We start from the raw sequence: 18,853 nt of genomic DNA on the forward strand, positions 1-18,853 counted from the left end.
TAGAACGGAGAGGGCTGGGACGAATGACGATCAAAGCGGTATGTTTTGACCTGGACGACACGCTGCTCTGGGATGAGCGGAGCGTAAGAGAAGCTTTTGCGGCGACATGTGAAAGCGCGGCGGCCAAGTTGGGGAGATTAAATCCCGAAGAACTGGAAGAGGCAGTACGCCGGGAAGCCCGGAGCTTGTATGAATCCTATGAAACCTATCCTTTCACAACGATGATTGGTATCAATCCGTTTGAGGGATTATGGGCAACGTTCTCCGCAGGGGAACAACCGGAATTTCGCCAATTGGAGCAGCTAGCCCCGATCTATCGCAAGGAGTCTTGGCGGCGTGGTCTGCTTGCACTTGGAGTCGATGACGAAGTGCTGGCCGGCGAGTTGGCGGAGCAATTCGGACGCGAACGCCGCTCTCGTCCCCACGTATACGAGGAAACGTTCCAGGTTCTTAAGGAATTGAAAGGCAAAGTGAAGCTATTGCTGTTGACGAATGGTTGTCCGGCGCTTCAGCAGGAGAAACTGGATGGGGTGCCGGAACTGGCACCGTATTTTGATGAGATTGTCATTTCCGGAAACTTTGGCAAAGGCAAACCGGATTCGTCTATTTTTCGGCATGCGCTGGAACGGTTGGCGATCGAACCCGGTGAGGGGATCATGGTCGGGGATAAGCTGACGACGGATATCAAAGGTGCGCTCAGTGTCGGCATGACGGCTGTCTGGGTCAATCGGGACGGCAAAACGCTAAGCGGCGAAATCATACCGGATTATGAGATCAAACACTTGTCCGAATTGCATGAGCTTCTGGACAAGCTCTCTTCGGTTAATCTAACCTAAGAACGATCGACATGACGAGGCGGGAGCCGTCGCGGAAGGAGGGAAATCAGTATGCGAATTCAGAAGGTAACGGGGCTGTTAACCACCCTCGCGCTTGTGTTGGTCGTTATCGCCGGATGCAGCAGTAAAGAATCAACATCCGCCCAGGCGGATACGACGCTGGAGCCTATTCAGGTTGAGCTTGAGGTCGCACCCTCGATTGTCAAGATTGGGGACACGGTGAAGTTTACCGCGAAAGTGACTCACCATGGTGAGAATGTGGATGATGCGAAGGAGGTCATGTTCGAATTTTGGAACACGGCCGACGACAACGCGAAGCATAGCCAGGTGAAAGTGAAGAGTGCCGGAAACGGGACATATGTGCTGGAGCATTCGTTTAAGGAGTCAGGGACCTATGAAGTGATTTCCCATGTCACCGCGCGGGATCAGCACTCCATGCCATCAAAGCAATTTACGGTGGAATAAGCTCGAGACAAACCTGAAGATTAGCTGTTGCCCTTAAAGGGTGGCAGCTTTTTTTCGTTAATGAGATTTCCGAATTTTTCAAAAGGATGAACTCTAGTTTGTTCGGGTTTTAATTCTGAGTTGAACGATAGGATAACAATCCGTTGAATTGGGTGAAGAGACGTAATGAAATCGCCAATCTCTCTTTTCTTCAACGCTTTATTCTGTTAAACTAAAACATAACGTTTTACGGGAGGGACATGATCATGAGTAAACCTAGCCTGCTCGAAAGAATGAAAGAACGAATATTAATCCTCGATGGCGCCATGGGCACCATGATTCAGCAGGAAGACTTAACTCCGGCCGATTTTGGCGGCGAAGAGTTGGACGGCTGCAACGAAATGCTTGTGCTCACCCGTCCGGATGTAATACGCGGCATCCACGAGAAATATCTCGAGGCAGGTGCCGATTTGATCGAAACGAATACGTTTGGTGCGACATCCGTCGTGCTGGCTGAATACGATATCCCGCAAAGGGCACGTGAAATCAATTTGGCTGCGGCCAAGCTAGCGATCGAGGCTGCGGAAAAATACAGTACCCCGGAGCAACCCCGCTATGTCGTCGGTATTCTGGGACCAACGACCAAAACCTTGTCCGTTACCGGTGGCGTGACGTTCGACGAACTGACAGGCAGCTATGCGGAGCAGGCTTCGGCGCTGATTGAGGCCGGGGTTGATGCCCTGATGCTGGAAACCTCGCAGGATACCTTAAATGTGAAGGCGGGGAGCATCGGGATTAAGCGAGCATTTGCCGATACGGGGATCACCCTGCCGATCATGATCTCGGGCACGATCGAGCCGATGGGCACGACGTTGGCAGGCCAAAATATTGAAGCTTTTTACATTTCGCTGGAGCATTTGAATCCAATCTCCATCGGCCTGAACTGTGCGACCGGACCGGAGTTCATGCGCGACCATATCCGCACCTTGTCGGGTCTTGCGCAGGCGGCGGTCAGCTGCCATCCCAACGCAGGTCTGCCGGACGAAAACGGCACTTACCATGAGTCTCCGGATTCTCTCGCCCAGAAAATGTCGGCGTTCGCCGAGCAAGGCTGGCTGAACATTGCCGGCGGTTGCTGCGGAACGACGCCTGCTCATATCGCCGCGTTAGCGAATACGCTGAAGGATTTTCGGCCGCGGGAGTTGACAGGCAGCCATCTGCCGGCGCTTTCCGGGATCGAGCCGGTTTACATTGAATCGGAGAATCGTCCTTATTTGGTCGGGGAGAGAACAAACGTTCTGGGTTCGCGTAAATTTAAACGGCTGATCGTAGAAGGGAAATACGAAGAAGCTTCGGAAATTGCCCGTGCTCAGGTGAAGAACGGAGCACAGGTTGTCGACGTTTGCGTACAAGACCCTGACCGCGATGAAGCGGAGGATATCAAGAAGTTCCTTGAACTGGTCGTCAAGAAAGTCAAGGTACCGCTAATGATCGATACGACAGATCCGAAGGTGCTGGATTTGGCGCTCCAATATTGTCAGGGCAAGTCGATCATTAACTCCATTAACTTAGAAGATGGCGAAGAGAAGTTCGAACATGTAACGCCGCTGATTCATAAATTCGGGGCGGCCGTAGTTGTCGGTACCATTGACGAACGCGGGCAAGCGATCACGCGGGAAGACAAGCTTGAGGTCGCTAAACGTTCGCACGATCTCCTAGTTCACAAATATGGACTCAAATCGGAGGATTTGATCTTCGATCCGCTCGTGTTCCCGGTGGGTACCGGGGATGAGCAGTATATCGGCTCGGCCAAGGAAACGATCGAAGGGATTCGCCTGATTAAAGAGGCCCTGCCGAAAGTTCACACCGTGCTGGGAATCAGTAACGTGTCGTTTGGTTTGCCGGAAGCCGGCCGCGAAGTGTTGAACTCCGTATTCCTGTACGAATGCACCAAAGCGGGTCTCGATTACGCGATCGTCAATACGGAGAAACTGGAGCGTTACGCCAAAATTCCGGATGAAGAACGCCGTCTGGCTGAAGAACTGATTTATCAAACCAACGACGAGACGCTGGCCGCCTTTGTGGCTGCCTTCCGTAACAAGAAGGTGGAGAAGATCGTGAAGTCCACACAGCTCACGCTTGAGGAACGGTTGGCTTCTTATGTTGTGGAAGGCACGAAGGAAGGCTTAATCCCCGATCTGGAAGAAGCGTTAAAGAAATACACCGCGCTTGAAGTCATTAACGGTCCTCTGATGGCGGGGATGGAAGAGGTCGGCCGTTTGTTTAACAACAACGAGCTGATCGTTGCCGAGGTCCTGCAAAGCGCCGAGGTGATGAAGGCGTCGGTGGCCTACCTTGAACCGTTTATGGAGAAGAACGAGACCAGCGTCAAAGGGAAAATCATGCTGGCAACTGTCAAAGGCGATGTGCATGATATCGGCAAAAACCTGGTCGAGATCATTCTGTCCAATAATGGTTACCAGATCGTCAATTTGGGCATAAAAGTACCACCGGAGCGCATTATCGAAGCGTATCGGAAGGAAAACGCCGATGCGATTGGTCTATCCGGTCTTCTGGTGAAATCGGCGCAGCAAATGGTGACGACGGCGCAGGACTTGCGAAATGCCGGTATCGACGTTCCAATCCTTGTGGGTGGTGCCGCATTAACCCGCAAATTTACCAAAACGCGGATTCGGCCCGAGTACGACGGCATGGTCGTTTACGCCAAGGACGCAATGGACGGCCTCGATTTGGCTAACAAGTTGATGGATCCGGCCGCCCGGGAGCAAATGCGCCTTAAAATGGAAGAGGAAAAAGAGACCGATCAGGCTGTTGCAGTTGCTGAACCGCTGCCAGAACTGACCCGCGTGGAGCGGTCCAAAATTTCGACGGATGCGCCGATTTATCTTCCGCCCGATCTGGAGCGGCATGTGCTTCGCGATTATCCGATTGGTCATATCACGCCTTATATCAATATGCAAATGTTACTTGGTCATCATCTTGGGCTTCGCGGTTCGGTGGAACAGCAATTAGCGTCAGGCGAAGCAAAGGCGGTACAGTTGAAGGAGACGGTCGACCAAATCCTGCTTGAAGCAGTAACGGACGGCATCATTCGTACGCAAGCCATGTATCGGTTCTTCCCGGCGCAATCGTCCGGCAACGACGTTCTCATTTATGATCCGGCCGAGCCTGGCAAAGTGTTGAAGCGATTCAGCTTCCCGCGGCAAAAGGTTGAGCCATACCTCTGTTTGGCGGATTTCTTGAAGTCCGTGGACAGCGGGCAAATGGATTATGTTGGCTTCCTGGTCGTCACGGCCGGCCAAGGTGTTCGGGACTTGTCCGAGAAGTGGAAGGAACAAGGCGACTATCTGCGCTCCCATGTGCTGCAGGCGGTAGCATTAGAGCTGGCGGAAGCCCTGGCAGAGCGGGTGCACCATATTATGCGAGATACCTGGGGCTTCCCGGATCCGGCGAACATGACGATGAAACAGCGCCACGGCGCACGTTATCAAGGGATTCGCGTGTCGTTTGGTTATCCGGCCTGCCCGGATCTTGAAGACCAGCAATTGTTGTTTGATCTCATGCAGCCAGGGGACATCGGCATTACATTGACCGAAGGCTTCATGATGGAACCGGAAGCTTCCGTTTCGGCGATGGTCTTCGCTCACCCTGAAGCGCAATATTTTAACGTAGACAAAGCTGGGGTATAATCCCATAAAGAAGCTCCTTGGAAAACCCTCCGAACTTCGGAGGGTTTTGGTAATCTGTACGTCATGCGAACCATTCTAGCGTAAAGGACGATAAAGGCATGGAACTCTATTTCTTGGGGACGAACGCGGGGGTACCGTCTTTGGAACGGAATGTGACCTCAGTGGCTTTGCGTCTGCTGGAGGAACGCCGTTCTCTCTGGCTGTTCGATTGCGGTGAGGGCACCCAGCATCAGATCCTGCGATCACCGCTGAAATTAAGCAAATTGGAAGCTATTTTTATCACCCATCTTCATGGAGATCATCTGTTTGGTTTGCCCGGACTCATTTCGAGCCGTGCCTATCAGGGAGGGGATACCCCCCTGGTCATTTACGGTCCAAAGGGCTTGAAGAAATTCATAGAGACGACGCTTTCGCTTAGCGAATCGCGTATTAACTATAAGCTGGAGATCGTGGAGCATCAAGGCGGCGTCTTGTTCGAGGATGAAACGTTTCGGGTCGAGGCGGCACTGTTGGAGCATCGAATCGACAGCTACGGTTATCGGGTGATTGAAAAAGATTTACCCGGTAAGCTAGACGCCGCCGTATTGGAACGGTACGGAATTCGTCCCGGCCCACTGTACGGCAAACTTAAACGCGGCGAAAGCGTTGTGGCCCCAAGCGGCGAAACGCTGCATGCGAAGGATGTGCTCGGAGAACCTAAAGCCGGGAGAATCGTGACCATTCTCGGCGATACGCGCCCGTGCAATTCCGCATTAACCTTGGCCCAAGAGGCTGATATGCTTGTACACGAGGCAACCTTTTTGGATGAACTGGCGAAAACCGCGCACGATTATCATCACAGTACAGCCAAGCAAGCGGCGGAGGCTGCCAAGGAAGCTGGTGTGCAGCAACTTTTGCTGACCCATTTCAGCTCGCGCTACAAATCGGATGATCAGCTGTTACGCCTGCAGGAGGAAGCCCATGCGGTATTCCCGAACGCGCAGCTGGCCCGTGAACATGTGCTATATCCGGTGGCGCGACGCTGCGGGAGGAAATAATTATTTTCCGGGAAAGCGCAGGAACTGACAGGGCATTTCAAAGTTTGGCAAGGAGAAAAGGTCCTGTTTTCTCACCATTCGTGTTGGTTCGACGCCAGGTGGCGGATCGAAGCTCTTTTTTGACACGGCCTCGAAAACATAACGGAAAAATTTGCCTGATCGCGGGTTTCCTAGGTACAATAATAGGAGACATCGTTGAATGGAAAGGATGAGGATTTTGCCAAAGGATTGGAAGGCCTATCTCATTGATTTGGACGGTACTTTATATCATGGGCCTAAGATGATCCCGGGTGCGGATGATTTGATCTCCGCCTTGCGTGCAAAGCGGATTCCCTTCCTGTTTGTTACGAACAATTCCTCGCGGACGCCTGCGGAGGTCGCCGCGCATTTGGAGGCGATGGGCATATCGGCCCGGGCGGAGGAGGTTTGCACGTCAGCGGTTGCAGCAGCCAGGTATATAGCCGAGGATCAGCCGGGCTGCAAGGTGGCGGCCATCGGCGAAGCCGGACTTACAAAGGCGCTAAATGAAGCTGGACTCCAGTTGATCTCGGAAGAACCGGATGTGGTGGTCCAAGGCATTGATCGCCACTTTACATACGAAACGTTAACCCGGGCTGCAAGGTGGATTCGAGGGGGAGCGCGTTATGTTTTAACCAATCCCGACTTGCTGCTGCCCACTCAGGAGGGTTTGATGCCTGGGGCCGGAACTCTTTCTGCGGCCATTCAGGCGGCCTCGGGCGTGAAGCCTGTGGTGATCGGTAAACCGGCGGCTCCCTTGATGGATTTTGCCATTGCTAGGCTTGGACTAGCGGCTTCGGAAGTGGCGGTCATCGGAGATAATCTGCATACGGATATTGCTGCAGGAGTGAATGCCGGCTGCGGGACCATTCTGACATTAACCGGTGTCACGACGGCCGACAACCTGCCGGACTTTGTGAAATCTTCGGGCGTGTTGGTGGATGTCGTATGTCGTGATCTGGCGGAAGTCAGAACATGGATCTGTGGATCGAACTTATAAGAATGAAGGGAAAGATGCACCATGCCGGAATTGCCGGAGATGGAAAATTATCGAATACAGCTTTCGCAGCATATTTTGGATCTCCCGATTACCGAGGTCGTCGTAGGCCGGGAGAAATCAGTGAACTTACCGGGGGAGGAGTTTATCCGGGAACTGATAGGAAGACAAGTGATTTTCGTCGAGCGCCGGGGCAAACATCTTCTGTTCCACCTGGATAACGGACGAAGATTGCTGCTCCACTTGATGCTTGGCGGGTTGCTGTACCTCGGTTCCAAGGAGGACCGCCCGGATCGCAGCACTCAGGTCGAAATTACCTTCGGGGAGTCCCATGTGTTGTATTTCATTGGGTTGCGTCTTGGTCATCTGCATCTACATAGCGCCAAGGAAGCGGAGGAACTGCTGTCTCATCTGGGGCCGGAGCTCCTTGACCGGCGGATGAACGCAGAGCGGTTTACCGCTCTGCTGCGCAAGCGGCGGGGAAGCCTGAAGACGACGCTCGTTAATCAGGATGTCATCGCCGGAATCGGGAATTGTTACGCGGATGAAATTGCATTCGCCGCCGAACTGCTGCCGACGGCTAAACTGCAAAATTTGAGCGACGAGGATTTTTCTCGCCTTTACCAAGCAGTCCGGGACGTGCTCATCGAGGCGACGGAGGCCGGCGGGTATGTGGAGATGCCGCTGACCCGGGACGACAAGCTGACTGGAGGATCGAACGATACATGCCGGGTGTACGACCGGGAGGGAGAGACTTGTCCGCGTTGCGGCGACACCATCGTGAAAGCGGAAATGAACGGGCGCAAAGTGTTTTACAGCCCCGGTTGCCAGCATGACCGTTAAGGTGAAGGTTGGGGGACATTTAAGCATACGGGGCGGCTACTTTGGCGCTGCCAAGGCCGCCCTGCAACTGGGGGCCGGCGCTTTTCAGTATTTTCCGAAAAATCCGCGAAGCCTGACGGTGAAACCGTTTGATCTGCGGGATGCGGAGCAGTGCCGAATGCTGTGCCAGAAGCATGACCTGGCCTCGATAGCGCATACGCCTTATCCCAGTAATCTCGCCATTGGCAAGGACGCTGACGAGGACGCCTACAACCGAGTGGTGGCTTCGCTGCGCAACGACCTGGAAATCGCGGAAGCGTGCGGCTCCATTGGGATCGTTGTACATTTTGGCACATTTAAGTCAGGAAACCCCTTACAAGGATATCAAAATATTATACAATGTATTAATGATGTGCTCTCCGGTTGGCGGGGCTCGGCAAAGCTGCTCATCGAGAACCAGGCTGGTGATCACGGCGACATGGGGATGACGATCGAAGAGTTGGTCCAGATCCGCAACCTGTGCCGAGATTCGGAGCGCATCGGCTTTTGCCTGGATACCTGTCATGCTTTTGGAGCGGGGATGTGGCAAGGCGAAGGAGATGAGAGCTTCACGGTTAAAGCCAAGGAGCTTCAGTTTTGGGACGGTTTATGTGCCGTCCACCTGAACGATTCAAGATACCCGGTATTATCGCGCAAGGACCGTCACGCCCGAGTGGGCCAGGGCCATATCGGTGAAGCCGGCTTTCGCTGGCTGCTGCAGATCGACGCGATCCGGAAATCCCCGCTTATTTTTGAGAGCGAAACCGGGGAAGATGGGACCTACAGAGAGGATATGGAGCGAGTGAGACGGTGGGCGGAGGCCTAGAAAGACAACCTGACTCCGCTTGGAGTGAAATACCGCGGGAAAGGAAGAACACTATTGATTCATGTATATATGGACGATTTTCGCCGATGTCCGCAGGGATTTACGTTAGCGCGCACCGTCGAGGAGTGTCTGGAGCTGCTTCGTTTGACGGAAGTAGACATCTTATCGCTGGATTACGATATGGGACCGGAAGAACCTACCGGGACGGAAATGGCGGCTGCCATGGTTCGGGAAGGACTTTTTCCGAGAGAAATTTATCTTCACACCTCCAGCATTTCCGGAAAAAAAAGCATGTACGAAATCCTGTACCAAGGCTTGCCGGAGCAAGTTCAGTTGCATAACGGACCGATTCCGTTCGAACGGTTGGAGGATATCGCCCGAAACTGCAAAGTGCCTCCGCATTCCAAATGGATTTGCACGGCCAATCATGGCTTTGCGCCCTATGCGCAGGAGGAGTTGCGCCGCACGTTCGGCAGCGTAAAGAGTTCCATGCTCATCCCCGGCGAAGTATTTGCGGCCTCGCTGCAGGCGATGCCAGAAAATGTGCAGCATCAGCTGCGTCAAGCTCCGCCGATTTTTCTGCGGCATACATTCCTGGTCGATTGGGAGTGGTGCCCGGGGGAAGCGGAAGAGGTGAAGCCGGAGGATTGGCTTGAACCGCTGCGGAAGTATTTGATGGCCGATTTTCGACTTCCTGGGGCCAAAATAGCTGTACAGGCGCGCAAATCGGACGATGGACTTTGGTCGGGAACGGCACTTGAACTTAAGGACCGTCTGCAGGAAGCGCTAAACGATGTCTCCGTTGCGGATTTCGTGGTGCGGGATGCCGACTGGATCATCTCGGTGTTTGCGGGAGCAGACCGGATTTATGCCGGTGTGGCGCATCCGCAAGATAACCTTTCTGATTGGAACGGCGGCGCGATCCGCTTCCGTAAGGAGGAGGGTCAAATCTCCCGGGCGAAATTCAAGCTTCTGGAGGCCGAATCGGCCTTCGGCATTCCGTTCGAATCGTTCCGTGAAGCGCTGGATATCGGCGCGGCACCGGGCGGTTGGACCTCGTTCCTGCTGGAACGGGGCTTAAGCGTAACGGCGGTAGACACGGGGAAACTGCATCCGTCGTTGTTGTCTTCACCCAAGCTGACATTCTTGCAACGGAACGCGAGTCGAGTAAAATTCAAAGAGAATCAATTCGATCTTCTGGTTTGCGACATGAGCTGGAGCCCGAAATTGACGGCTAGGCTCGTGACAGAGCTGCTGTACGCGTTGGTTCCGGGAGGAACTGCGATTGTGACGGTAAAGCTGTTGACCAAGAAACCGATGGCGTTGATTCAAGAAGTCACCGACCTATTTCAAGAGGCTCGACTTCAGGTACAGCGGGCGAAGCAGCTGTTTCATAACCGGGATGAAATCACGCTCTATATGATTAAATATTAACGGCGTGAATTAATGGCTTTGAAAAAAAGTGCTTTACATTTGACGCAAGCCGTCCTATACTGATTCCAAAATTATACAATGATCGCAATAGGGAAAGCATCCCCTGTCAACTTGGCCGAAGGGCCGAGGAATGACGAGGGAGCTTTCCCTTTTTTGCGTGCAGGAAAGGAGGAGTTATGGCAAGATTCGTTCCCAAAATCGCGCCGGGCGTCTTATTGGCCGAACGTTACCGAATTGAACAAATGATCGGGCAAGGCGGCATGAGCCGGGTTTATTTGGCTGAAGATCTGAAACTGCCGGGGAAGTTATGGGCAGTAAAGGAATGCTTAGACGTACCGGGTGGACCGGCGACCGTTGCCAAGGAAGTCAAGCTGTTGATTCAGCTGAATCATCACCGATTGCCGCGGATCGTCGACTTCATTGATCCAGATCGGGACGGTTATTCCTATATTGTCATGGATTATATTCAAGGCGTACCTTTGGACCAATTCATCCGCGCCAGGGCGGGGCGGATACCGATGGAGCTGCTGGTTCGATTTGGCCTCCAAATCACTGATGGTCTACGGTATTTGCATCGACATGAGCCTCCGGTCATCCATCGGGACGTTAAGCCGGCTAATCTGCTGGTCGACGACAAAGGGGAGCTTCGGTTCGTGGATTTCGGAATTGCCCGCACCTTTACGGACGGCAAAACGGAAGATACGGTGCAGCTCGGGACCGTCGGCTTCGCTGCCCCGGAGCAATATGGCGATCGGCAAAGCGATGCGCGTACCGATCTTTATTCCCTGGGCGCGGTCCTACTCTATATGGGGACGGGGGGGCGATTTCCGGTCTGGACTCCTGAGGCAGCGGCGGCTTTACGAGACCAAGGGTGTGAACGTCTAGAGCCCATCGTGACCACACTGTTGCAGACTCGGCCCGAAGACCGCTTCAGTTCGGCCGAGGAGGTTAGTGAAGCTCTAGTTACTCTCCTGCGTCCACGTCCTGAGACATCCAGGTCGGCAATATTGGGTTCAACGCTCAAGACGTCAGGGGATGTCATTGATTTCAGCGGTCGACCCGCCATAGTCGGCATCGTTGGCGCATCGGCGGGAGCGGGCACAACCCATACGGCCATTGCCCTCGCTCATATGTTGGCACGCAGCATCAAGAAGGTAGCGATCGTGGAGATGGATTCCAAGTCTTCGGCGTTCCCCCGTTTAGCTCGACACTTGGATGAGGAGGCGTCTGCGGAGAACAGGAAAACAGGGAGCCGGTTCCGAATCGGCCAAGTAGCTTACGCCAAATTGACAGCGCGTGCGGATTTCATCTCGTTGTTGTCCGAAGGTTTCGGATGCATCGTCTGCGATCTGGGAACCGGTCGTAGCAAGGAACTGCTTGAGGAATTCCGCCGCGCGGATCTTTCCATCATTGTCGGTTCCGGGGCGGAGTGGAGTGTCGAGGAACTGGAACATTTCGCAGGAACCTTAGGTTCTATCGGGCAGTTTCCGCCATCCTGGAGGTTTTGTGTACCGTTCGCTTCGACCTCCGGCTTGCGTCGGATCCGCAAATCATTACGCACGAAGAGCGTATACGCCCTTCCTGCGGATCCGAACCCTTATGATCCTGCGCCTTCGATGACTCACGCGCTTCAGGAAGTTTGTGGGAATCTACTGACGAAGTCCAAACGGGCGAGCCTTCGATTCCTGGTTAAACCCAAAACTTAGAAAGGTTGTGGATTGAACTATGCCAAGATTTAGGCAGAAAACCAAACAGTTGCTGCTATCTGGACTCATCGGTGTTGTTGTTGCCGGCGCATTGTTCACGGGGTATGCGGTTGTGCGGGAAAGACAAGTGCATGCCGCGCGGGCCGCCATGGTTCAGGATTATGAAGCCCGGCTGGCCGGTTTACGCGATCAGGTGCAGCAACGGACGATTCAGGGATGGGTACTGACGCGGGATATTCCCGCGGGAAACCGGATCGGGTCAGGCGACTTAAGGCGGGTGGAGTTGCCTGCGGACAGCGTTCCTGCAGATCTCTTGAAGTCGCAGGAAGCGATAGCGGGGAAATACGCGAAAATATCGCTTCGTTCGTTAACGCCTCTGACGGAAACTTTGCTTTATGAGGAGGAGCCGATTCCCGCTGATTTGCGCTGGCGAGAAATGGCATTCGTCCAGCTTCCGAAGGCGCTGAAAGAAAATGACGTCCTCGACATCCGAATTCAATTCCCGACCGGCCAGGACTATATTTTGTTATCCAAGAAGAAGGTGGAGACCTTGAGCTCCGAGACGTTGACGGTGACGCTTGGTGAAGCGGAAATTCTTTCGCTGTCGAGCGCGATCGTAGACGCTTATTTACATAAAGCTTCAATCTATGCACTCGCTTATGTCGAGCCGAATCTGCAAAGCAAACCGGTGCCGACGTACCCGGTCAATGAAGGGGTCATGTCGTTGATCCGCAAAGATCCGAATATCGTGCAGAAGGCGGAACAGTCACTTCGTCTCAGCAACACGGCGCGGTCCGGCCTGGAAAGTGATTTATCCTCGATGTCCCCGCAGCGGGCTTCCGAATTTGCGAACAGTCAGACGCAGATCATGCGTTCGAATTCCCAGGTTCAGGGCGGAAACGTCGCGTCCGGGAGTCCCGTAGCGGACGGAACCTCGGCGGTATCCGACCGTTTTGAGCTGGGTTCGGAGAAATGAGAGGAGAGAATGGCGTGAAGCGATGGTTATTCGTAGGAAAAAGCGATAAACGCGACCTTTTATTGTATTTATGCAGCGTGTTGGCTACGGCCGGCTCGAAGGTCCTGCTAAGAGACGGTACGGAGAACGGAAAATACCGGTATTCGATTGGCGGAGATTCGTCTCTTCCGATTATGGAGTTTTACGGGTTTGATGTGGCGACGGGGGGAACGGGTTTCTCAAGCCCCCTAACAAATATGAGCGACGAAGTGAAGACCTCTGCTTACGATTACGAATTGCATGATGTTGATAAGCTAAACGGCCTGACACCAGAGCTGTTTACGTCTGCAGACGAAATCGTTTGGGTCACGACGTATGAGCGTTATGAAGTGGAGGCGAGTAGACAGTGGTTCCGCAGCTTGTTTGACCTTTGGCCCCAGCTTCGCGGGTTGGCCGTCCGACCGGTCTTTATCCGTACGATCGACAGCAGCGTCAACAGTCGGTTTATTCTGAGTTTGTTGGACGGTCTTCCGCTGGAATGGCGCTCTGCAGAGCTTTGCATTCCTTGGAACGAATCGAATCTGGCTGCTCAGTTGGAGAACGAACATACCCAGCGGCTACGCCTTGGGAGTCTCTCCCGTTCTTATAAAAGAGCGCTTCGCGAACTGCTGAGCGAGCTGGCATGCTGGGATCACGCCATCGTCAAGCGCGCTGTCCGCCAGGCGGAACGGGGGCAGGCATGAGCCGTTTTGTGTTTTGGGACGGCGGTTTGGGCGGAGCCGCCGAAGCCGCCGTAGCCACTGCAATATCATTAGGTTTAAGGCATCCGCAGCGGATGCTTCTGGTCAATGAAGGATCTGCCGACTTCGGCATTGAGGAGGGACTGCGACAAACCGTCCGCCTCCACGGTGAGCTCTACGCAGATGAAGCGATCCCGGAGCATGGTTTCGATGCACTTCTCCGCCTGCAAGCAAGCGGGCGTCTTTCACGGAGCAATTTTGCCGATTATACAGTTCCATTACTGCGCGGTCGCCTGGATCTCGTATGCGGGACGCGATTAGGCGATTCCGCTTGGCAGGAAACCGAAAAGAAAGCTGTCACCGAAGTGCTGGCGATGGCGGAGCAAACGTACGATTGGCTGATCCTTCATGCGCATGGTCAGCCGTTAAGCGAGGTATTGCGGAATCACCGTAAAGGCGACGTATTCGTGGTGGTACAGCCGCATCGGCTGGGAATCCTGGACGAGCTGTTCGCGGATATGGGTTCCGGACATGGCGATCAGCAGACGAATTTGATCGTCGTCATTTCGCCCTTTGATCCCCATTCCCGTTGGGGGATGAACAATTTGAAACGCCGGTATCCCTTATCGCTGCCCATGGTTGGCCTCCCGCATCTTACGGAGTTCTCTGATGCCTGGAACGACCGCAACATCTTGACGTATTTTCGTCAAAATCCACTTTGGCCCAAACGAGGCGGAGAGCGGGAGCTTCTCATCAAAGGGTACCGCGAGTTAGGGAATAAGCTGTTGGAATTGACAGCGAGTACAGGCACTTCCATATCTCTGGCAGAGAAGGGGGCGTAGAGATTGAACGGACTGACCAACGGCTTATTGATAGCGCTCCTGGTACTGACGGTTTCTCTCTTTATTTGGCGCAAAGCCCGAACAGCGGGGACAAAAGGTCCGGATCGTTGGATTGGCGAGGATCGATACGAGCTTTCGGCCATTGCGTCTTATATTAAGGTAAGGCTACATGAACTTAGTCGTTCGACCGGAAATGATTGGGGGGTGAGCGAGGAAGCTTGGAATCGCAAAGCCAAAGCGCGGGCAGAACTTCGCCAAGCACTTCGTGGATGCACGTATGGAGACCCGCAGGATAAACAATATATAAAGGCGTTTATCCGTGACATCCTGGTGGGCGATTATGGGATCAATGAACACCACATCGACCGGATCCTGCCGTTTCAGCGCAGGGAATTGTTAACGGTCCAAGACCGCTTCGACATCGTGTTGTACTTATATAAGCAACGTTACGGTACCGAAGGGTTCGCTCAAATGATGGAAGACTATTCGCTGGATGAACCGAAACCACCAAAGTTCGCCGACGGTTCCCCGGTATATGAAATGACTGGGGAAGACGTTGACCGTATCTTTTTCTTGGAATACCGCGCCCTTACGTTTCAGGAGAAGCTAGACCTCGTGGTCCAGCGCGTTTACCAAATGTATAAAGGCTTCTCGGTGGTGGACGAGCTGCGGGAAATGCGAATCGACGGACTAAGCGGCGGTGTCAGTGGGATACCGAGCGGATATGCGGCAACTGAAGCGACCCCTGTTCCGGGTTATGAGAATGGAGTAACCGATAGGGTCATGACTGAGGTTGACGAGGACGGCGAAATAATTACTTACGCTTGGGACAGCGTCTGGATCTTCTACAAAGGAAAGAGCATCCGTCTGGCATTCCTGTCCTTTGGCAGTGAAGCGGAGCTCAAACGGGTTTGTCAAAACATCTACAAGTTTAATCTGCCCGGTCAGTTGTCAGAGGTTAATGGGTATAAGGTGAACGAAATGAAGGACGGTTCGCGGATTGTGGTTGTTCGACCTCCTTTTGCGGAATCCTGGGCTTTTTTCGTCCGGAAGTTCGATATCCCCAGCGCTTCGTTGGAACATTTGATTCAAGGCGAACATGCAGAGCTTCCGCTGGGACTGCTCAAATACTTCATGAAGGGAAGCCGGATCACCTCGATTACCGGTTCTCAAGGTTCGGGCAAAACTACGCTGCTGATGGCGATGATTAAACATATTTACGCCTCCTATACGCTTCGCGTACAAGAAATGTCCTTCGAGCTTCATTTGCGGCGCTTATACAGCGGACGGAATATTTTAAGTTTCCGGGAGACTGATTACGTAAGCGGGCAAGCCGCGTTGGACTTGCAAAAGAAGACCGACGGCACCGTCCACATTCTCGGCGAGGTAGCGACAGACGAGGTTGCCGCCTGGATGGTGCAAATGGCGCAAGTCGCCAGCTTGTTTACCTTGTTTACGCATCACGCCAAAACATTCCGTGACCTTATCGAGTCGCTGCGTAACTCGCTTTTGAAAGCTGGTGTGTTTCGCGACGAAAGAATCGCCGAGATGCAGGTGGCTTCGGTCATCGATTTTGACATTCACTTGCGCCGAGATAGGTCAGGGAGGCGTTATATCGAACGGATCACCGAATGCTGTCAACGGGAGACGATTGATCAGGCAGGCTATGAGGAGCGGGTGATTATGGAATATCGCAATGGGCGTTACGTGGCCGTTCGGCCAATTACGCCTAAATCCCGCGAGGCCATGGCCCGTGAGATGCTGCCGGAGGACGCGGCGGATTTTGAACGGTTTGTCTGCATGTATTGGGGGGAGACGGTTGGAGCTTAAGACGATCCTGCTGTTAGTTCTAGGAATATCCCTAAGTGGCTTTGCCGGATTGGTTGTCGTCAGTCAGATGCTCGGTAATAGGGAAAATCCGCTATGGGCAGATGCTTGGGGCGCGGGCGGAACGTCTTCGCAACAACCTCTGCGCTGGATGAAGTTGCGGATCTCCTCGTTCTATCTTAAATCATATACCGTTTGGATGAAGGTGTTGCCGCTCCGGCACTACGTCGGGAAAGTTCGATTGCGTTTGGCGGTCATTCATCCTAATGACGAGATGGAACTCAGGCGTCAAACGATGAAAATGACCTATGGTATAACGGGGACGTTTGCCGCATCGATCGCGGCGTTGACCGCGTTGAATCCTGATTGGGTTTTCTTTTTGTCACTGCTCATTGCCGCTGCCGTTCTGCAGGGTTTGATACTTGATGGTTACATTAATCGCTTGGAAACCAAGCTGCTTGAGCAACTGTTAGGTTTTTATGCCGCGGTCCGGCACGCCTATCATCGGCATGGCATGGTGTCGGATGCGATTGAGGAAGCCGGCGAGACGACAGGCCGTGAGATCGGGGTTCATGCTCATTTGATCAACGAAGCACTGGAGGATTCCGATCCGGACGAAGCGCTGGAGAAGTATGTTGAAACGGCGCCAAGCCGCTATTTGAAAGCCTTTGCCGGCATTTCCCGATTAGTATCGGAATACGGCGATCGCAAATCTGCGGAAGGTTCCCTGTATCTCCGCGGCATCAGCCGTTTAACCGGTGAAGTTCAATTGGAGCTAATCCGAAAGAAAAGGCTCGACTACCTGCTCAAAGGGCTGCATGGGATCGCATTGTTGCCGGTCTTTTTTACAAAGCCCGTCGAAGTTTGGGCTAGAGGTCATTTCCCGCTTATGGACTCATTTTACTTGAGCAAAGCGGGGATATGGATCAAAATCGGCCTATTTCTGACCATCTTGTTCAGTTACGTTCTGTTGCAAAAGCTCAAAAGCGAAGAAGAAACAAGCTATCGAGCCAAACCGGTGAAACAGCCTTGGGAAGCGAGGATCTATGCGCATCGAATCCTTGGACGCATCTGTCGCCGGTTTGTTCCTACTGTCGAGTCCGTAACCTATCATCGAATCTCTCAACTGCTGAAGGAGACAAACCATCAGCTGCGGCTCGAATGGTTTCAGGTCAGGCGGATTTGCGCATTTTCCATGGGCTTGATCGTTACCTTGGGTGCATTCCTTGTGATCCACCATCTAGCCCAGCAGCGCATAATGACGGAACCTCCCGCCACTGCGTCCTTTTTCGGTGCTTTGCCGAAGGATGCGATAGAGGCCGGACGTCTGGACGCCGAAAGGGACGCTGCGGTGATGCGGGAAATGGAGATGTCGGCGACGGCCGGTTATGACGCGATCGCCCGCTCCATTGAAACGATGCAAGAAAGATTCGGGGGAGGGAGTTCCCATGAAGAGCTGTCTGAGGCTGCCCGTCGGGTCATGGACAAGCTGCAGCGGTGGAATCAGGAATACCTCAGGTGGTGGGAGGTTGGGCTCGCTGTTCTGGCCGGGTTGGCCGGTTACCAGTTGCCGCTTTGGACAGTGCAATTCCAGCGATGGATAAGGTTGATGGACATGCGCCATGAGGTGTATCAGATGCTAACGATGATTGCTATCCTGCGGGAGCTGGAGCGCATCTCCGTGGAAGAAATTTTGGAATGGCTGGCTTCTTATGCCGTGATCTTTCGAGTCCCCCTGCAAAAATGCCTGCTGGATTATGGACATAACCCGGAGGAGGCACTCGTGGAGTTGAGGGAGGAGGTTATACTGGAGGATTTCCAACGTTTGGCGGACAAATTACTGCTGGCGTCGGAAAAACTTACAGTCGCTGACGCTTTTGACGATCTCGACAGCGATATGTCTTATCAATTTGAGCGGCGGCGGCTGGATTACGAGAAGTCACTGGAGGTTAAAGCCGGTTGGGGACGAATCATTGGATTTACCCCAATGTATGCGCTCGTATTCGCCTATTTGGTCATTCCGCTGATCTGGATGAGTTTTGAACAGATGAGCTTGTATTTTGATCAACTCCAAAAATTGTGAGGAATAAAGGAGGCACTTATCGATGAACAACGCTTCATCCGCTTTAAAAGTCGCGGCCGGCATTTTTTTGACGATCGCATTAATTACGATTGTTGTCATTTTGTTCGTATCTGCCCAGGAAGCCACAAAAACGGCGCAGAACAGCTTTTCCGACATCCAGACGGAATTGTCCCAAGCTTCATTTACCGTCTATGATGACACGACGGTCAGCGGGTCGCAAGTGACGAACGCGCTGCGAAAATTTAAGGATCGAGATCAGTTCGGGATATTGGTGAAAACCGGGAAGAACAGCGGTGGGGAATGGTATGGAGATGTTCTCCTCATCAATGAGCCTGTTTCCTCGGAACGGTATGGATCTGTAAACGGACAAAGCTATGCCGCGATTAGCAACGCTTGGGACGAACGTCTTAATGAATATGTCAATCCTAGCGGCAAATTTAAAGCGTTGGTCGTCAAGGACAGCTCCAACGTAGTCCGCGGATTAATCTTTACGCAAACGACGCTGATTCCATAAGAATCGCGGGTTGGGGGCACAGA

General features: G+C 53.2%; 15 protein-coding genes. All 15 read left to right on the forward strand.

Annotated features, from left to right (window positions below; genetic code table 11):
* The first annotated feature begins 23 nt into the window (after positions 1-23).
* The 15 genes from KJS42_RS12095 to KJS42_RS12165 all read left to right on the forward strand — a co-directional run bounded on the left by KJS42_RS12095 (position 24) and on the right by KJS42_RS12165 (position 18,830).
* Entirely contained in the window at positions 24-836 is an 813-nt protein-coding gene (locus tag KJS42_RS12095; RefSeq protein WP_213622976.1) for an HAD family hydrolase, read from the forward strand.
* Positions 837-887: 51 nt separating this feature from the next.
* Positions 888-1,301 carry a FixH family protein gene (locus KJS42_RS12100; protein ID WP_213622977.1) on the forward strand — a complete coding sequence of 138 codons (414 nt, stop codon included), beginning with the start codon at positions 888-890 and terminating at the stop codon, positions 1,299-1,301.
* A 245-nt stretch (positions 1,302-1,546) separates the two neighbouring features.
* A complete protein-coding gene (gene metH, locus KJS42_RS12105) occupies positions 1,547-4,990 on the forward strand; it encodes a methionine synthase (protein ID WP_213622978.1) in 3,444 nt (1,147 codons plus the stop codon).
* A gap of 98 nt (positions 4,991-5,088) precedes the next feature.
* Complete coding sequence (rnz, locus tag KJS42_RS12110; protein ID WP_213622979.1) at positions 5,089-6,027, forward strand: ribonuclease Z; 939 nt, start codon at positions 5,089-5,091, stop codon at positions 6,025-6,027.
* A gap of 199 nt (positions 6,028-6,226) precedes the next feature.
* Entirely contained in the window at positions 6,227-7,045 is an 819-nt protein-coding gene (locus tag KJS42_RS12115) for a TIGR01457 family HAD-type hydrolase (protein WP_244868455.1), read from the forward strand.
* Between the two features lie 21 nt (positions 7,046-7,066).
* On the forward strand, positions 7,067-7,885 hold the full coding sequence (locus KJS42_RS12120) for an Fpg/Nei family DNA glycosylase (RefSeq protein WP_213622980.1): 819 nt from the start codon (positions 7,067-7,069) through the stop codon (positions 7,883-7,885).
* Positions 7,875-8,729, forward strand: a complete 855-nt coding sequence (locus KJS42_RS12125; RefSeq protein WP_155605873.1) for a deoxyribonuclease IV — start codon at positions 7,875-7,877, stop codon at positions 8,727-8,729. Before KJS42_RS12120 ends, KJS42_RS12125 begins: the two co-directional genes overlap by 11 nt.
* A gap of 54 nt (positions 8,730-8,783) precedes the next feature.
* The gene (locus KJS42_RS12130) at positions 8,784-10,163 is read left to right on the forward strand and encodes a cyclic-phosphate processing receiver domain-containing protein (protein ID WP_213622981.1); all 1,380 of its coding nucleotides are present in this window, start codon (positions 8,784-8,786) and stop codon (positions 10,161-10,163) included.
* A gap of 176 nt (positions 10,164-10,339) precedes the next feature.
* Positions 10,340-11,869 (forward strand): serine/threonine protein kinase, encoded by a 1,530-nt coding sequence (locus tag KJS42_RS12135; protein ID WP_213622982.1) that lies wholly within the window; start codon positions 10,340-10,342, stop codon positions 11,867-11,869.
* A 19-nt stretch (positions 11,870-11,888) separates the two neighbouring features.
* Positions 11,889-12,845, forward strand: coding sequence for an SAF domain-containing protein (locus KJS42_RS12140; RefSeq protein WP_155605876.1), 957 nt, complete (start codon positions 11,889-11,891; stop codon positions 12,843-12,845).
* A gap of 14 nt (positions 12,846-12,859) precedes the next feature.
* Entirely contained in the window at positions 12,860-13,567 is a 708-nt protein-coding gene (locus KJS42_RS12145) for a hypothetical protein (protein ID WP_193416174.1), read from the forward strand.
* Positions 13,564-14,406 (forward strand): hypothetical protein, encoded by an 843-nt coding sequence (locus KJS42_RS12150; protein ID WP_213622983.1) that lies wholly within the window; start codon positions 13,564-13,566, stop codon positions 14,404-14,406. Before KJS42_RS12145 ends, KJS42_RS12150 begins: the two co-directional genes overlap by 4 nt.
* Before the next feature lie 3 nt (positions 14,407-14,409).
* Complete coding sequence (locus KJS42_RS12155) at positions 14,410-16,236, forward strand: P-loop NTPase family protein (RefSeq protein WP_213622984.1); 1,827 nt, start codon at positions 14,410-14,412, stop codon at positions 16,234-16,236.
* Complete coding sequence (locus KJS42_RS12160) at positions 16,226-18,316, forward strand: hypothetical protein (protein WP_213622985.1); 2,091 nt, start codon at positions 16,226-16,228, stop codon at positions 18,314-18,316. Before KJS42_RS12155 ends, KJS42_RS12160 begins: the two co-directional genes overlap by 11 nt.
* 22 nt (positions 18,317-18,338) lie before the next feature.
* A complete protein-coding gene (locus KJS42_RS12165) occupies positions 18,339-18,830 on the forward strand; it encodes an ABC transporter permease (protein WP_155605881.1) in 492 nt (163 codons plus the stop codon).
* Positions 18,831-18,853: the final 23 nt, after the last annotated feature.

Origin of the sequence: Paenibacillus sp. J53TS2 (genome assembly GCF_018403305.1) — a bacterium.
Taxonomy (GTDB): domain Bacteria; phylum Bacillota; class Bacilli; order Paenibacillales; family Paenibacillaceae; genus Fontibacillus; species Fontibacillus rhizolycopersici.

What these genes read in the sequence shown, in the direction of transcription:
- KJS42_RS12140 (WP_155605876.1), top strand. Translation starts at nt 11,889, where the DNA reads ATGCCAAGATTTAGGCAGAAAACCAAACAGTTGCTGCTATCTGGACTC.
- metH (WP_213622978.1), top strand. Translation starts at nt 1,547, where the DNA reads ATGAGTAAACCTAGCCTGCTCGAAAGAATGAAAGAACGAATATTAATC.
- rnz (WP_213622979.1), top strand. Translation starts at nt 5,089, where the DNA reads ATGGAACTCTATTTCTTGGGGACGAACGCGGGGGTACCGTCTTTGGAA.
- KJS42_RS12120 (WP_213622980.1), top strand. Translation starts at nt 7,067, where the DNA reads ATGCCGGAATTGCCGGAGATGGAAAATTATCGAATACAGCTTTCGCAG.
- KJS42_RS12115 (WP_244868455.1), top strand. Translation starts at nt 6,227, where the DNA reads ATGGAAAGGATGAGGATTTTGCCAAAGGATTGGAAGGCCTATCTCATT.
- KJS42_RS12135 (WP_213622982.1), top strand. Translation starts at nt 10,340, where the DNA reads ATGGCAAGATTCGTTCCCAAAATCGCGCCGGGCGTCTTATTGGCCGAA.
- KJS42_RS12150 (WP_213622983.1), top strand. Translation starts at nt 13,564, where the DNA reads ATGAGCCGTTTTGTGTTTTGGGACGGCGGTTTGGGCGGAGCCGCCGAA.
- KJS42_RS12165 (WP_155605881.1), top strand. Translation starts at nt 18,339, where the DNA reads ATGAACAACGCTTCATCCGCTTTAAAAGTCGCGGCCGGCATTTTTTTG.
- KJS42_RS12100 (WP_213622977.1), top strand. Translation starts at nt 888, where the DNA reads ATGCGAATTCAGAAGGTAACGGGGCTGTTAACCACCCTCGCGCTTGTG.
- KJS42_RS12125 (WP_155605873.1), top strand. Translation starts at nt 7,875, where the DNA reads ATGACCGTTAAGGTGAAGGTTGGGGGACATTTAAGCATACGGGGCGGC.
- KJS42_RS12095 (WP_213622976.1), top strand. Translation starts at nt 24, where the DNA reads ATGACGATCAAAGCGGTATGTTTTGACCTGGACGACACGCTGCTCTGG.